Genomic DNA, 16,601 nt, shown 5'->3' on the forward strand with positions numbered 1-16,601 from the left:
TTCCTCAAGTCATATTGCCAGGACAGCGCCATGGAAAAGGAAATCCTAGATAATCACGCCACTGTTTCCGCAGCCTCCGCGCGTTTCATTGAATACGCAGTCGGGCAGCAGCAATGCCTTGGCAGGCTCGACCTGCTTGATGATGACCTGCCGCCGATGCTGCGCCATTATCAGTTCGGGCTGCATTCCTGGCCGTGGTTCATCTCGCCGGCCACACGGGCCATGCTGGAAGAGTGCGTCAGTCGCATCCCGGCGCTGGTCATGCGCGCGGTACTGCTGGAATTCGACCGCGACACGCGCCGATTCAGTGAATTTTATAAACTGGCCGATGTCATTGGTGAGATGGTGCTGGCAGGCGGCCTGCAGACCGAGTACGTCTGCCAGCGAACGGATGCCATCCTCACCGGCAAGGGCCTGAAGATCGTCGAGCTCAACCTGGGCTTCACCGTGGGTGGGTGGCAGATCCAGTGGATGGACCAGCAGTACCGCAAGCAACGCGAACTGCAGCCGTTCATCGATGGCATGGCGTGCCATTCCCGGAACATCCCCTATGGATACATGAGCTATCTGATCCGCTCCGTGCGCAAGCAGAAGGCGCATGCGGCCGATGGCAAAATCAATGTCGCCTTCATCATCAACGCAGATTTCTTCGGGCAGGACGGCGTGCGCATGATCGGCTCGATCTTCGAGCAGGCACTTGCCGACCATGGCGAGGTCGGCGCGATCCACTTCCGGACCGACCTTTCCGAACTTGTGTTCCGCGCCGATGGCGTGTACCTGGCTGGCGAACGCTTGGGTGCGATTGTTTCGGCCCATGATGCCCCCCCGGCTGAGCTGTTCCGCGCCAGCGTCACCGGGCAGATCATCTGGAGCGACAACGCGTTGCAATGGGTGCTGGCCGACAAGCGTTCGCTGGCACTGCTTTACCGCCATCGCAAGCATGCATCCTTCAGCGAAGACGACTGCAGGATCATCGAACAATTTCTGCCCTGGGCCACGCCGCTTCGCCCCGGCAAGGTCGAGTTTGAAGGCCAGCTCGAGGACTTGCCGTCCCTCTTGCTCCGCGACAAGGATCGTTTCGTGATCAAGGTTGCGATGGGCGGCAAAGGTGATGACGTCTTCGTCGGCAAGTATCAGTCCACCCAGGACTGGATCCGCCTGGTCATGCGGGGGCTCTCCAGTGGCAATTGGCTGGTCCAGGAGTTCTGTCAGTCGCTCCCGTTCTATGGCCAGCACGGGGAGCACGGGTTCGGCATCTTCAACGTGGTGTGGGGCGTGTATGGTTTCGGTGACCAGTACTCCGGGTGCTGGTTGCGACTGATGGAACGCGGCGCCGGGGGCGGCATCATCAACTCCGACAAGGGCGCCGAGGAAAGCATCGTTTACGAAGTTGCCGACTGATCACGTTGCCCGCCGCACTGCCAGGTTGGCAGGGTGCGGCGGGTACAGGTGCGGGCATCAGTCTGCCAGCACCTTCTCGACCTTGCGCAGGCGCTCACCGACAATCGCACTGATCTGGCTGACGTGGGCATCATCGAACATGCGGTTGTGCCGCATGTCCACGGTGATGAGATCAATATTGCCCTTCACTAGGCCGGTCCATCGCCGCACCATGTCATCCAGGTCATGGTCATCATCCCGCGCACCCACGTAGACCAGGTCGCCGTCATAGCTGCCGGGCCGGTAATGCATGCTCATGTGGATCACCTCCTTGATCGCCGACAACTGCCTGTCCAGATCCTCCACCCGCGCGCTCTCCGGATAGATGTGCCGGCGCTGCAGGTACGCAAGTGCCAGCGCCAGAAGTGCTTCGCGGCTCTCCGCGGAATCGCCCAGCCTCTCCAGTTCGGACAGGTCATCGCCATTGCCGATCAGGTCATAGACCTTGAGCATGTACAGCAACGCCTGCCGGTCAGACCAGCGGGTGCTGGGCGGCTCGCCACTGGCGATCAGTGCATCCAGCAGGCACAGGAAGGATACGTCTTCGCCTGCAGCCCGAAGCTGCCCCGCCATCTCGTATACGGTAAGACCGCCGAACGACCACCCCAACAGCTGGTAGGGTCCCGTCGGCTGCACGCTCTTTATCAGCCCGATATAGCTACGCGCCAGATCGCCGACACTGGCCGGGTTTGCGGCATCGCTGGAGGGTGTCGGGTACTGGATTGCGTATACGGTTGCTGCATCTCCCACCGCCGCACACAGCTTCGCGTAGTGCGCTGCATCGCCGGTACCGCCATGCACGCAGAACAGGGGCGCAGCGACGTGACCCTGCGACAGCTTCGAGAGCACGGCGGCGGCCGCGGGGCGCACCGGCGTACCGACCCCGAGCGCCTCGATGGTCTGTCGTTCGAACAACTCGCGCACCGATATCTTCAGCCCCAGCGTCTTCTGTGCACGGTTGATCATCCGGATGGCGGAGACCGAATTGCCGCCCAATTCGAAGAAGCCATCGGTGATGCCGACACTCTCGTGGCGCAGCACTTCCGCCCATATCCGGGCCAGTTCGGCCTCCATCTCATTGCGTGGTGCGACGCGTCCAGGCCGGGCACGCGTGCCACCTGGATCGGGCAGCGCCGTCTGGTCGATCTTTCCGCTGGCGGTCAGTGGAAGGGCGTCCATCAGCACGATGCTGGCCGGCCGCATGTACGGCGGCAGCTCGCGCGCCATCATGGCTTCCAGATCCGCCGCACGCACGCCTCGCGTGCAACTCCGGCGCAGGCGGTCAAGGACAGGCAGGGCCGCCTGTACGCGTTCGCCAGGAATCCCGAAGTCGATCAGGCAGGCAATTTCGTCGACCCCTGCCTCGAGCAGGCTGCGGACCGTACCCTGGCATGACTGTGGGCAGCCGATCAGCGCCTTGCTGGCCAGGAAGCGATCGACGGCCAGATGCACGACATCATCCGAAAGCTCCTCATCGGTCTGGACGTCCAGGCCAAGCGCCTTGCCGACATCCTTGCGCAGCATCAACTGCGATCGGAAGTAGTTCTCCAGATGCGGGCGCGCCTCGGCAATCGCCTCGCCGGCATCCTCTCCCACATAGGTATGCAGCATCACCGCCACACGCCCCGACGCGGGATCATGACCCGCCGCCAGGCGCGCCGCACGATACGCAGCGATCTTCTCGGCCAGTCCCTCGACCGTGGTGTTGAGCACGTGGGTCAGTACATTCGCGCCGATCCTTCCCGCGTCGGCGAAGGTCTGCGGCGCACCGGCCGCCGTCACCCACACCGGCAGCTCGGCCTGTACCGGGCGCGGCTGCACGGCGATTTCGACGGATTGGCCGACGCCGTTCTTGCGGGTAATGGTGCCCCCCCGCCAAAGGGTACGCACCTGCTCGATCGCCTCGAGCATCACCTCGTGACGATGGGCGAAGTTGTCCGGCGCCAGCACGAAATCATTCGGCACCCAGCCCGATGCAAATGAGAGCGCCACACGACCACCGGACAGGCGATCAACCACGGCCCATTCTTCGGCCACCCGTAGCGGATCGTGCAGCGGCAGCACCACGCTTCCTGAGCGAAGCTGCAGCTTCGTGGTGACCATGGCCGCCGCCGCACTCAGTACCGAGGGGTTCGGGAATGCCGCGCCAACCTGGGTGAAATGCCGCTCCGGCGTCCATATCGCACTGAACCCCAGTCGATCTGCCTGCTTGACGCTTTCGATATAGAGGGCAAGCTCGTCTGTTCCCGAGGTGCTGGCAGCGTCGGAGAAATAGAACAACCCGAAGGGCACTGGCTCAGCCGCCTGTCCGGCGGTGGGCACGACGTAGGCCGCCAACTGCTGGTCCTCCCCGCGGGCCACCACCACCGACTCCGCCACCTGGGGGTGGCGATTCAGCGTGGCCTCGATTTCGCCGGGCTCGATGCGGAAGCCATGCTTGTTGATCTGGCGATCTGCTCGCCCGCGATACTCCAGGCCACCGTCCTGCCGCCAGATCACCCGGTCACCGGTGCGGTACATCCGTTCGCCCGCTACGAAGGGGGAGGGCAGGAACGCTCTGGCGGTCACCTCGGGATTGCCGATGTAGCCGGTACCCATGCCGTGGCTGCTGACATACAGCTCCCCTTCCACGCCGTGGGGGACGGGGCGCTGGCGCTCGTCCAGCACGTAGACACGCACCCCCGGCATCGGCCGTCCGATCGGTACCGGTCTGCCGCGCCCGGCCTGCCCCGCACCTTCGCCGGCATCGACATCGGCGAAGGTGTGAGCGCTGGCATCCCAGAACTCGGTGGTCCCGTAGATGTTGACCAGTTGGACGTGTGGCAGCGCAGCGTGGAACCGGGCAGCCAGGTCGGCGGAGAGCGGCTCACCACTGGATACGCAGTAGCGCAGGGCAGGCAGCCTGTCATTGCCGGCTTCCAGGTGCGAAACCAGCGCCGCCAGCAGGGTCGGCACCATGACAACATGGCTGATCCCTGCATCGTGCAGCGCCCGGCTGAGCGCCTGGGGATCCTGCACGGCCGTGTGCGGGATGACCTCGATAGTGGCCCCCGTGGACAGCGGCAGGAACACCTCCCAGAGCGAATCGATGAAGTTGATCGAGGTCTTCTGCGCATAGACCTCGTCGCCGCTGCGCAGGGCACGCTCCGGCAACAGGCGGCTGGTCAGCATGCGGTGGAGGCCTGGCACGCCCTTGGGGCGCCCGGTGGAGCCAGAGGTGTAGAGGATGTACGCCGTGTCGTCTGCAGCAAGGGCCGGATCGGACCACGGTGGGGCGGGGGTCGGGTCGTGGTCCACCAGCACGGTGGTGGTCACCGGCAGGCTGAGGTGCCCAACGTGGTTCGAGCAGGTCACCAGCACCGTGCAGCCGCTGTCGCGGGCCATGTAGTCGAGGCGCTCGGCCGGGTAATCCGGATCCAGGGGCAGGTAGATGCCACCGGACTTGAATACGGCCAGCAGGGCCACGACCTGCTCGATCGAGCGGGGCAGGTGGACCCCGACGACGCCGTGCCTGCGGACCCCGGCCGCCTGAAGGCGGCCGGCAAGGTCGTCCACGCGCCGGCCAAGCTCCAGGTAGGTCATGGTGGCCCCACCCGCGCGGATCGCCAACCGCTCGGGATGCTGAGCAATGGTCTGGTCCACGTAGCGGTGCATCGTCCCGGCCGTGTCAGCCTCGGACAGCGGCGCACCCTGCCAGTCATTCAACAACTGGCGTTCGTCCTCGTCATTCAGGACCGGAATGTCTTTCAGGGCCCGCGATTGAGCCGTTTCCAGCGCCTCGATGATGCCCATCAAGGCGTTACGGGTCAGCGACAGCACCTGCTCAGGATCGATGCCGCGCGCCGCCTGGATCGACAGCTTGAGCGCCGTCTGATACTCGTCCACTGACAGGGTGAGCGGGTAATTGTTGCCTTCGTGCTGTTCTAGGAAGCTGATCTTTGCTTCCGGAACAACCGGCGCGTCCAGCAGCGGTCGGTCGCGGCTACCGCTGTGGCGATAATTGACCACCGAGGTGAACAGCGGAACACCGCTGGGAAGGCCTGCGGCCTTCTGGGTAACGGTGAGCGGTGCGTGTTCGTGGTGCAGCAGCTCGGCCAGGAGGCGCTGCATGTCACGCACGCACTCGATGACCGGCCGATCTGCATGCACGATGACGGGCAGCGTATTGATGGATACGCCCAGGATGCGTTCGTTGCTGCCGCCGGCCTTCAATCGACCGAACATGACCGTGCCGAACACCGGGGCATCCGTGCCACATACCTTGGCAAGAACGTGCCCCCAGGCCACATGCAGGAGGCTGGTGGTGCTGACGCCTTCGATGCGGGCAAGCCGCGACAGACGGGAGGCGACGTCCTGATCGAGCACGATGCTGCGCTCGAGAATGCCCGAGCCGTCGCGATGGACATTGAGCAGGCCGAACGGTGCGGTGGTCCGGTCCACCCCGGCGAGCAGCTGCTCGAAGAACGCGTTGGGCTGCCCGTTGCCCTGGCTCGACTTCACGTGGGCAACGAAGTTGCGGTAAGGGACGGGCTTGGGCAGGGTATGCGCCTGCCCGGTCATGAGCGCGATGATCTCCGAGGTCACCACGTCACCGGTGGTCCGATCGGTGGTCAGGTGATGCATCAGCTGCATGACAATCAGCCGGTCGCGCGTTGCATCCCGAGCGACCAGCAGCTTGACCAGCGGCGACACGCGTAGGTCCAGGCGGTAGTGGGTCGGATTGAAGCGCGCCTTCATCTGCTCGACGATATCGCCGTCGGCCGGGTCCAGTTCCACGTCCTCGACCTGCACTTTCGCCTCCCGCAGGACGACCTGCACCGGGTCCCTCAGGTGCTCCCAGCGCAGGCACGTGCGCAGGATATCGTGGCGTGCGATGACCTGGTTGAATGTGGTCACGTACGCATCCAGCGTGGCGCGGTCCTCCACGGCATAGATGCTCCAGATCAGGTAGGGGTCGCCCTTGTCGGCCATCATGTAATGAAAGAGCATGCCCTCCTGCAGCGGGGTCAGCGGATAGATGTCCTGGATTGCCCCGGCGCCACCCTCGACCGACACGACGATCTGATCGATCTCCTCCTGCCCGATCTGCAGCAGCGGCAGCAGTTCGGGCGTGATCCGCTCCGTGCCCGGCGCCAGCAGGTTGGCGGGAATCGCTTCGGCCTCTTGCGCTTCATAATTGAAGGATTCACCAGCACCGAGCTGCTCGAGGAGCTGATCGCGGTGGGACTTGATCAGCTCGATCAGCGCCTGATCCTTGAGCGCCGCGCCCGGACCACGCAATGAAAGCTTGCCGTCCACCAGCCGGATTGACGCTTGCCGCTGCTGCAGGAGCGCACGAAGAGGAGCGAGGCTCATAGCACGATTTCTCCATATTCCTGGGTATTGGCGGCAACATCGGCTAGCACCGGCGTCGTGAACATCGTGCGGATATCAGTCTGCAGATTGGACCGGCGCATGTGCTCCAGCACCCGCACCGCCAGCAGCGAGTGGCCGCCAAGCTCGAAGAAGTTGTCATGGCGCCCGACCTGTTCCACGCCCAGGACCTCGGCCCAGATACGTGCCAGCGCGGTTTCGATCTCACCTTCCGGTGCCGCATAGGGCCGGCTCAGGTAGGCCTCGCCATCAGGGGCCGGCAGCGCCTTGCGGTCCTGCTTGCCGTTGGAGGTCACCGGCATCGTGTCCAGCTTCACATACGCGGCCGGAACCATGTAGTCCGGCAGCTTGCCGGCCAGGTACGCAAGCAGTTGTTCGGTGGATACCTCCACACCGGGGGCGGTGGTGTAGTACGCCACCAGGCGCCGATCACCGGGCACGTCCTCGCGGACCATGGCAATCGCATCGCGGATGCCCGGGACGTCCAGCAGCTGGGCTTCGATCTCGCCCAGCTCGATGCGGAAGCCGCGTACCTTCACCTGGAAGTCGTTGCGACCGATGAACTCGATGTCGCCACTGGGGAAGAAGCGCGCCAGGTCGCCGGTGCAGTAGAGCGGCCCGGGAATATCCGGCCACGGCGAGGTGATGAAGCGCTCGGCGGTCAGCTGCGGATCGGTGTAGCCCTCGGCCAGGCAAGGGCCGGCAATGTAGAGGTTACCGATGACCCCGACCGGAACCGGCTGCAGGTGCGCATCCAGAACATAGTAACGGGCATTCTGGATGGGCCGACCATAGGGAATGCTGCGCCAGTCGCGGCTGACCTGGTGGACCTCGAAATGGTTGGACCAGATCGTGGCCTCGGTGGCGCCGCCAAGTGCGATGAAGCGCACGTTCGGGAACGAGGTGGCCACCGCACCGGGCAGCGACAGCGGAATCCAGTCGCCACTGTTGAAGATCAGGCGCAGCGAGGGATTCTGCTGCGGGATCTGCTCCAGGAACGGCACCAACAGCTGCAGCGCGGCAGGAGCCGAATCCCAGAAGGTGACACGCGGGTCGAGCACCGCCTCGGCCAGGCGTTGAGGATCGGCCAGCTGTGCGCTGCTGGCCATCTGGATGGTGGCACCGGCGGCGAGGATGCCGAAGATGTCATAGACCGACAGGTCAAAGCTGATCGACGTGATGAACAGCAGGCAATCGCGGTGGTCAACCTGGTAGGTGCGGTTGACCCAGTGGATCAGGTTGATGACTGGCGCATGGGCGACCTTGATGCCCTTGGGCTTGCCGGTGGAACCGGAGGTGTAGATCACGTAGGCCAGGTCGCGGCTGCCCAGACCGAGCAGGGCAGCCGACAGATTGCCCGCGTCCTGATCGGCCCACCGCGGCGCATCGGCTTGCAGGTCGATGACCACCGGTGTACTGGACAGGGTTTCCAGCGCCGTCTGCAGCTTCGCGGCGGTGGCCGCATGCACCAGCGCCACCTGCGGGCTGGCGTCGGCCAGCATCGACGCCAGACGGTCGGCCGGGTAACTCGCATCCAGCGGAACGTAGGCACCGCCGGCCTTGAGGATCGCCATCAGCCCGACCACCATTTCCGGCGACCGTTCCACACAGATCGCCACCTGCACGCCAGGCGCCACGCCTTGCTCGCGCAGGTGCCGTGCCAGGCGGTTGGCCTGAGCGTTGAGCTCCCCGTAGCTGAGTTCATGTTCCTCGAAACGCAACGCCGTGGCATCCGGGGCCTCGGTCGCGCGTGCCTCGAAAAGCTCATGGATGCAGCGTTTGGCCGGATAGGGGGCCGCCGTGGCGTTCCAGTCCACCAGGATCCTGTGCCGCTCTTCTGCGGGCAGCATGCTCAGGGTCTGCAATTCGCTTTCAGGGTCCTGATCCAGCGCATGGATCAGCGATTCGAGTGCGGTGCGCACCATGGCGGCCACGAGGTGGGGGTCCACCGCAGGCATGACCTGGACCGTCGTCAGGAAGTCGTCCTCGATATCATCGACATTGAGCACCAGCGGATAGTTGGTGCGCTCTTCACTGACCAGCTCCTCCACATCGGCCAGCGTGTTGGTACCGCTGGCATCCTGGCCTTCGTTGATGGCATGCCGGTAATTGAGAATGGCAGTGAACAGTGGGGCGGGCGCGGCGACGCCGCTGCAGCGCTGGGCCAGTGCCAGCGAAGCATGCTCATGTGACATCAGCTCCGTAAGCCGCTGATGGGCCTGACGGACGCCCTCGGATGCCCGCACACCCTCGACCCCGATCAGGATGGGCAGCGTATTGATGAAGGGCCCGAACACGCGATCAGCCGATTCATTGAGAGACATGCGGCCGAACAGCACCGTGCCGAACACCGCATCGGCACGACCGGCGGTGCGTGCCACGACCTGGGCCCATGCCACGTGGAATAGGCTGGCCGCGCTAACACCGAGCTGTTTTGATCTGCGCCGGATCTGCTGCGACAGGCTGGCAGGCAAGCGGTGTCGGGCCTCGACCACTTGGGTGCCATCGCCGTGCACATTGAGCAGGTTGAACGGTGCTGTCGGCTCGCTAACCCCGCCCAGCATGGTCCGGAAAAACGCCTCATCCTCGACGTTGCCGCGCTCATGCCGCGCCCGTGCAACCACATGCTTGAATGGCAACGGCGCGGGAAGCGAGGCTCCATTGCCGTGCAGCAGCGTCATGACTTCATTGTTTAACAGCTGCGCGGTGGTGACATCGTCGATGAGATGATGGACCAGGCGAAGCACCAGCCACTGGTTGCTGGTGCTATCGCGCGCGGCATAGATGCGGGTTAGCGGTGCCGTCCGCAGGTCGAGCCGGTAATGGCGCGGATCCACATGGTCGAGCAGCTGGCTCGCCACGTCGCCGGCGGCCGCGTCGAATTCCAGGATTTCGACCTGCAGCGGCGCATCGCGCCATACCACCTGCACAGGGCTGACCAAGCCTTCCCAGACCACGGCTGTCCTGCATATATCGTGGCGCACGACCACCGTCTGCAGCGCGGCGATGTAGGCGTCAAGCGCGTGCCGCTCGCCAAACCGCACCAGGCTCCACATCAGGTAGGGATCGCTCTGCGTCGCCATCAGGTGATGGAAGAGGATGCCCTCCTGAAGGTGGGTGAGCGGGTAGATGTCCTGGATGTTGGCCATGCCACCGGCAACGCTTGCGGCGATATGGTCGATATCCTCCTGGCCGAGCCCCGCCAGGGGCACCATGTCCGGCGTGATCCGCTCGGTGCCTGCCGGAACCGCCGGCGGCAGAGCGTCATGCGAACCGCCGGTCTCCTCCTGCAGCACCTGGGCAAGCTGCATCAGTACCGGCGCCTTGAACACGGTCAGCACGTTGGCATGCAGATTGGACTGCTTCATCCGCTCAAGCATGCGCACTGCCAGCAGCGAATGGCCACCCAGCTCGAAGAAGTTGTCGTGGCGGCCGATAGTGCCGATACCCAGCACCTCGGTCCAGATACCAGCCAGCGCGACTTCGATGTCACCGACCGGCGCTTCATAGGGCTTGCTCAGGTAGGTCTGACGATCCGGTGCCGGAAGCGCGGTCCGGTCCAGCTTGCCATTGTCGGTGAGGGGCATCGCCTCCAGGGCGATGTAAGCGGCGGGCACCATATAGTCGGGCAGTACCGCCCCGAGCCGCGCCGACAGACCTTCGTGGGACGGTGTGGCAGCGCCGCCGGTGGTGTAGTACGCGACTAGACGCTTGTCCCCGGGAGAATCTTCACGCACCAGCACCACCGCCTCGCGTACGCCGGTAAAGCTGGCCAGCTGGGCTTCGATCTCCCCCAACTCGATACGGAAGCCGCGCAGCTTCACCTGGAAATCGTTGCGGCCGATGTACTCGATGTCTCCATTGGCACGGTAGCGGGCGAGGTCTCCCGTCCGGTACATCCGTTCGCCGGCTACGAGCGGGCGGGTGATGAACCTGTCGCGGGTCAGTTCGGGACGGTTGTGATAGCCGCGGGCAAGGCAGGTACCTGCCAGATGCAGTTCGCCTACCGCACCGATGGGCGTGGGTTCCCCGGAGGGGTCGAGAATGTAGGTACGGACGTTGTCGATCGGCTTGCCAATGGCGACCTGCTGGTCCTCGTCGAAGGGCCTGGGGCAGGTCCATGAGGTCACGTCCACGGTCGCTTCGGTGGGCCCGTACAGGTTGTGCAGCTGTGTGGATTCCAGCCGTTCCAGGCAGCGGCGCGCCAGCGTTGACGGAAGCGCCTCGCCGCTGCAGAACACGTGCTCCAGCGAGGTGCACCCACTGCTGCCTTCGGTGTCGATGAATGCCTGCAGCATCGACGGAACGAAGTGCACGATGGAGATCCGCTGCTCTTTGATCAGTGCGATCAGGTAGCTGGGATCCTTGTGCCCGTGCGGGCGCGCCAGCACCAGGCAAGCCCCCGCGATCAGCGGGCCGAACAGCTCCCAGACCGACACGTCGAATGTGATCGGGGTCTTCTGCAGGATGCGGCTGTCAGGACCGAAGCCGTAGGTGTTCTGCATCCAGACCAGGCGGTTGACCAGGGAATGATGCTCGATCAGCACCCCCTTCGGCACGCCCGTGGACCCGGAGGTGTAGATGATGTAGGCCACATCGCGACTGTTCAGCGTGATCGGTGCCGGTCCCAGATTGGTGGCGTCCTGCGCACTCCAAGCGTCCACATCGGCCAGCAGATCGATCACTGCCGGCGCCAGTGCCAGCTCGGCGAGGGCCGCCTGCAGCGAGTCCTGTGCGCTGGCATGGGTCAGGGCCAACGGGGCGGCGATATCGGCGAGCATGAACGCCAGGCGGTCGGCCGGATAGGAAGGGTCCAGCGGCACATAGGCACCGCCCGCCTTGAGGATGGCCATCAGCCCGACCATCATTTCCGGGGACCGATCCATGCAGATGGCCACCGGAACGCCAGGGCCGACGCCCTGTTCACGCAGGTGCCTGGCCAGGCGGTTGGCCTGTGCGTTGAGCGTGCGGTAGCTGACACTGCGGTCGTCCTGGCGCACCGCCGTGGCCTCCGGCCGCTGCTCCACCTGCGCCTCGAACAGCTCATGGACGCAGCGCTGCGCCGGGAACGGCTTTGCGGTTGCATTCCAGTCCACCAGCAGCGTCTGCCGCTCCTCCCGCGGTAACAGCGGCAGGGCATCCACCCGCTGCACGCTGTTCTCCACCATGGCCGACAGGATCGTCTGCAGGTAGCCGGCAAAACGCTCGATGGTGCTGCGGTCGAACAGGGCCGTGGCGTAGTTCAGCGAGCCCTGCAGCGCATCGTCGTGCTCGCCAAGATTCAGCGTCAGGTCGAACTTGGCAAACGGTGCGGCCGTCTGCAGTGGCTGCACCGCAAGTGCGGCCAGCGACAGGTCGGCATGCTCCATGTCCTGCCAGGACACCATGGCCTGGAAGACAGGCGAGTGGGACAGGCTGCGGGTGGGGCGCAGGATCTCCACGATCTGCTCGAACGGCAGGTCCTGGTGCTGCTGGGCCCCCAGCGCAGCCGAGCGGACACGCTGAAGCAGTTCCGCCACGCTCGGTGAGCCGGAGGTATCGATGCGCAGTGCCAGCGTGTTTACGAAGAAGCCGATCAGTCCCTCCAGCTCCAGCCGCGGACGGTTCGCTGTGGGCGTGCCGATGACCAGGTCTGATTGTCCCGACAGGCGCGATAGCAGCACCGACCAGGCCGACAGGATCGTCATGTACAAGGTCACGCCGTTCTGCTGGCTCAGCGCCTTCAGGCGCGCCGTCAGGGCCGCATCGATCACCATCGGCACGGAATCGCCTGCGAAATCCTGGACGGTGGGTCGCGGACGATCCCCCGGCAATTCAAGCACTGCCGGCGCACCCGACAACCGGTTGCGCCAGTAGTCGGCCTGGGCGGCCAGAGCTTCATGGGACAGCCACTGCCGCTGCCAGAGCGCATAGTCAGCGTACTGGATCGGCAGCGCGGGGAGCGCGGCGTGCCTGTCCTCGAGGAAGCCGGCGTACAGCGCCTGCAGCTCGCGTATCAGCACCGTGATCGACCAGGCATCGGAGACGATGTGGTGCATGTTCAGGGCCAGCACGTGGTGCTGTGCCGCAAGCCTGATCAACCGCGCGCGAGCCAGCGGGCTCTGGCTCAGGTCGAAGGGGGTGGTCGCTTCAAACTCGAGCAGCACCGGAAGGATCGACGCGCTCTCCGGCGCATCGCTGAGATCGTCGAACGCGAACGGGAACGCGTCTCCGACCGCGTCAACCTGCTGGATCGGCGCGCCATTCACCGCCACGAACGCGGTGCGCAACGAAGCATGGCGTGCCACTAGCGCATCGAGCGACCGACGCAGCGCCGCTACATCCAGCGGGCCACGCAGTTCCAGCGCGGACGGCATGTTGTAGGCCGCGCTCGCGCCCTGCAACTGGGTGAGGAACCATAGCCGCTGCTGGTTGGAGGAAAGGGGGATGTCGGCCCCCTGCGTGTGCTGGACTGCGGCGATGGCCGGTAGACTGGGCTGCTGCGCGCGCGCCACCGTCTCCGCGAAACGGGCGACCGAAGGATCGCTAAACACGGTGGCCAAGCTGACCTCCGCCGCGAAGCGCTCCCGCACCAGCGACAACATGCGCACCGCCAGCAGCGAGTGGCCACCAAGCTCGAAGAAGTTGTCATGGCGCCCGACCTGTTCCACGCCCAGGACCTCGGCCCAGATACGTGCCAGCGCGGTTTCGATCTCACCTTCCGGTGCCGCATAGGGCCGGCTCAGGTAGGCCTCGCCATCAGGGGCCGGCAGCGCCTTGCGGTCCTGCTTGCCGTTGGAGGTCACCGGCATCGTGTCCAGCTTCACATACGCGGCCGGAACCATGTAGTCCGGCAGCTTGCCGGCCAGGTACGCAAGCAGTTGTTCGGTGGATACCTCCACACCGGGGGCGGTGGTGTAGTACGCCACCAGGCGCCGATCACCGGGCACGTCCTCGCGGACCATGGCAATCGCATCGCGGATGCCCGGGACGTCCAGCAGCTGGGCTTCGATCTCGCCCAGCTCGATGCGGAAGCCGCGTACCTTCACCTGGAAGTCGTTGCGACCGATGAACTCGATGTCGCCACTGGGGAAGAAGCGCGCCAGGTCGCCGGTGCAGTAGAGCGGCCCGGGAATATCCGGCCACGGCGAGGTGATGAAGCGCTCGGCGGTCAGCTGCGGATCGGTGTAGCCCTCGGCCAGGCAAGGGCCGGCAATGTAGAGGTTACCGATGACCCCGACCGGAACCGGCTGCAGGTGCGCATCCAGAACATAGTAACGGGCATTCTGGATGGGCCGACCATAGGGAATGCTGCGCCAGTCGCGGCTGACCTGGTGGACCTCGAAATGGTTGGACCAGATCGTGGCCTCGGTGGCGCCGCCAAGTGCGATGAAGCGCACGTTCGGGAACGAGGTGGCCACCGCACCGGGCAGCGACAGCGGAATCCAGTCGCCACTGTTGAAGATCAGGCGCAGCGAGGGATTCTGCTGCGGGATCTGCTCCAGGAACGGCACCAACAGCTGCAGCGCGGCAGGAGCCGAATCCCAGAAGGTGACACGCGGGTCGAGCACCGCCTCGGCCAGGCGTTGAGGATCGGCCAGCTGTGCGCTGCTGGCCATCTGGATGGTGGCACCGGCGGCGAGGATGCCGAAGATGTCATAGACCGACAGGTCAAAGCTGATCGACGTGATGAACAGCAGGCAATCGCGGTGGTCAACCTGGTAGGTGCGGTTGACCCAGTGGATCAGGTTGATGACTGGCGCATGGGCGACCTTGATGCCCTTGGGCTTGCCGGTGGAACCGGAGGTGTAGATCACGTAGGCCAGGTCGCGGCTGCCCAGACCGAGCAGGGCAGCCGACAGATTGCCCGCGTCCTGATCGGCCCACCGCGGCGCATCGGCTTGCAGGTCGATGACCACCGGTGTACTGGACAGGGTTTCCAGCGCCGTCTGCAGCTTCGCGGCGGTGGCCGCATGCACCAGCGCCACCTGCGGGCTGGCGTCGGCCAGCATCGACGCCAGACGGTCGGCCGGGTAACTCGCATCCAGCGGAACGTAGGCACCGCCGGCCTTGAGGATCGCCATCAGCCCGACCACCATTTCCGGCGACCGTTCCACACAGATCGCCACCTGCACGCCAGGCGCCACGCCTTGCTCGCGCAGGTGCCGTGCCAGGCGGTTGGCCTGAGCGTTGAGCTCCCCGTAGCTGAGTTCATGTTCCTCGAAACGCAACGCCGTGGCATCCGGGGCCTCGGTCGCGCGTGCCTCGAAAAGCTCATGGATGCAGCGTTTGGCCGGATAGGGGGCCGCCGTGGCGTTCCAGTCCACCAGGATCCTATGCCGCTCTTCCGCGGGCAGCAGCGACAGTGCGTCGATCTGTCGGGTGCTGTCCTCCACCATCGCCGACAGAAGGGTCTGCAGATAGGTACCGAAACGCTCCACGGTGCTGCGGTCGAACAGTGCAGTGGCATAGTTGAGCGAACCGACCAGGCCCTGGGGGCCCTCGCCCAGGTTCAACGTGAGGTCGAACTTGGCGTACGGCGGCGAACCATCCAGTGGACGTACCGCCAGATCGGCCAGTGCAAGCTCGGTCTGCTGCATGTCCTGCCAGGACAGCATGACCTGGAAGATCGGCGAGTGGGCGACGCTGCGCGCCGGCTGCACGATCTCGACAATCTGTTCAAACGGAAGATCCTGGTGCCGCTGCGCCGACAGTGTCACCTCGCGTACGCGGTGCAGCAGGCCCTCCACGTCCAGTGGGCCGGAGGTATCGATCCGCAGCGCCAGGGTGTTGACGAAGAAGCCGATCAACGCCTCGAGTTCACGCCGCGGGCGGTTCACGGTGGGCGTGCCGATCACCAGGTCGGAGTGACCGGAGAGCCGCGACAGCAGCACCGACCAGGCCGACAGCACCGTCATGTAAAGGGTGACACCACAGCGTTGGCTCAGCGCCTTTAGTTGCGAGGTCAGGTGGGCGTCGATGTTCAGCGCCACGCTATCACCGGCGAAGTCCTGCGCCGGGGGGCGGCGGCGATCGGTGGGCAGTTCCAGCAACGCCGGCGCATCGGCCAGCTGGCTGCGCCAGTATTGGGCCTGCTCCACCAGCGCCTCCTGCGAAAGACAGCGCCGCTGCCAGGCCGCATAGTCAGCGTACTGGAGGGGGAGGGGCGAGAGCTCTGGCTCCTGCGCATGCAGGCGTGCGGCGTAAAGTACTTGCAGTTCACGCAGCAGTACCGTACCCGACCAGCCATCGGAGACGATGTGATGCATGTTGAGTGCCAGCACATGATGCTCGGAAGCGAGCTGGAACAGGCGTGCATGCACCAGCGGGCCCCGGCCAAGATCGAAGGACCGAGCGGCTTCACCTGCAAGGATGCCTGGCAGGGCCGCCTCCGCATCGGCCACGTTGCGCAGATCCTCCACGGCGAATGGGAAGCCCACATTGGCGGGCTCTGCCCGCTGCGCCGGCGAGCCGTCCACCGTCACGAACGACGTGCGCAGCGACTCATGGCGCGCGACCAGCGCGTCCAGCGCGCCCCGCAGCGCTGCAACGTCAAGTTGGCCACGCAGCTCTAGGGTCAAGGGAATCGTATAGGCATCACTTGCGCCCTGCATCTGCGCCAGCAACCAGAGGCGTTGCTGCGCGAAGGACAGCTGTCCAAGCGAACCGGCCTCGCGCGGCACCAGGTCAATGGATGGCAGACGGCTGGAGCTGTCCGAACCGCGGTTTCGCAACTCGGCCAGCTCGGAGAGGGTCAGCTTCCTGAGCTTTTCAGTGATTGACATTGCGGATTCCCTTCCATTTGAGAG

General features: G+C 65.0%; 3 protein-coding genes. 1 reads left to right on the forward strand and 2 read right to left on the reverse strand.

Going from position 1 to position 16,601, the window contains the following annotated elements:
• Positions 1–30 precede the first annotated feature (30 nt).
• Positions 31–1,401 carry a hypothetical protein gene (locus tag AC3IR9_RS05440; RefSeq protein WP_489294548.1) on the forward strand — a complete coding sequence of 457 codons (1,371 nt, stop codon included), beginning with the start codon at positions 31–33 and terminating at the stop codon, positions 1,399–1,401.
• Between the two features lie 57 nt (positions 1,402–1,458).
• On the opposite strand, the gene AC3IR9_RS05445 is transcribed toward AC3IR9_RS05440, so the two are convergent.
• Positions 1,459–6,795, reverse strand: a complete 5,337-nt coding sequence (locus AC3IR9_RS05445; RefSeq protein ID WP_489294549.1) for a MupA/Atu3671 family FMN-dependent luciferase-like monooxygenase — start codon at positions 6,793–6,795, stop codon at positions 1,459–1,461.
• On the reverse strand, positions 6,792–16,577 hold the full coding sequence (locus AC3IR9_RS05450) for a non-ribosomal peptide synthetase (protein ID WP_489294551.1): 9,786 nt from the start codon (positions 16,575–16,577) through the stop codon (positions 6,792–6,794). Before AC3IR9_RS05450 ends, AC3IR9_RS05445 begins: the two co-directional genes overlap by 4 nt.
• Between the last annotated feature and the right edge of the window lie 24 nt (positions 16,578–16,601).

It is taken from the genome of Stenotrophomonas sp. GL_101, from assembly GCF_057835675.1.

What these genes read in the sequence shown, in the direction of transcription:
- AC3IR9_RS05440 (WP_489294548.1), top strand. Translation starts at nt 31, where the DNA reads ATGGAAAAGGAAATCCTAGATAATCACGCCACTGTTTCCGCAGCCTCC.
- AC3IR9_RS05445 (WP_489294549.1), bottom strand. Translation starts at nt 6,795, where the DNA reads ATGAGCCTCGCTCCTCTTCGTGCGCTCCTGCAGCAGCGGCAAGCGTCA.
- AC3IR9_RS05450 (WP_489294551.1), bottom strand. Translation starts at nt 16,577, where the DNA reads ATGTCAATCACTGAAAAGCTCAGGAAGCTGACCCTCTCCGAGCTGGCC.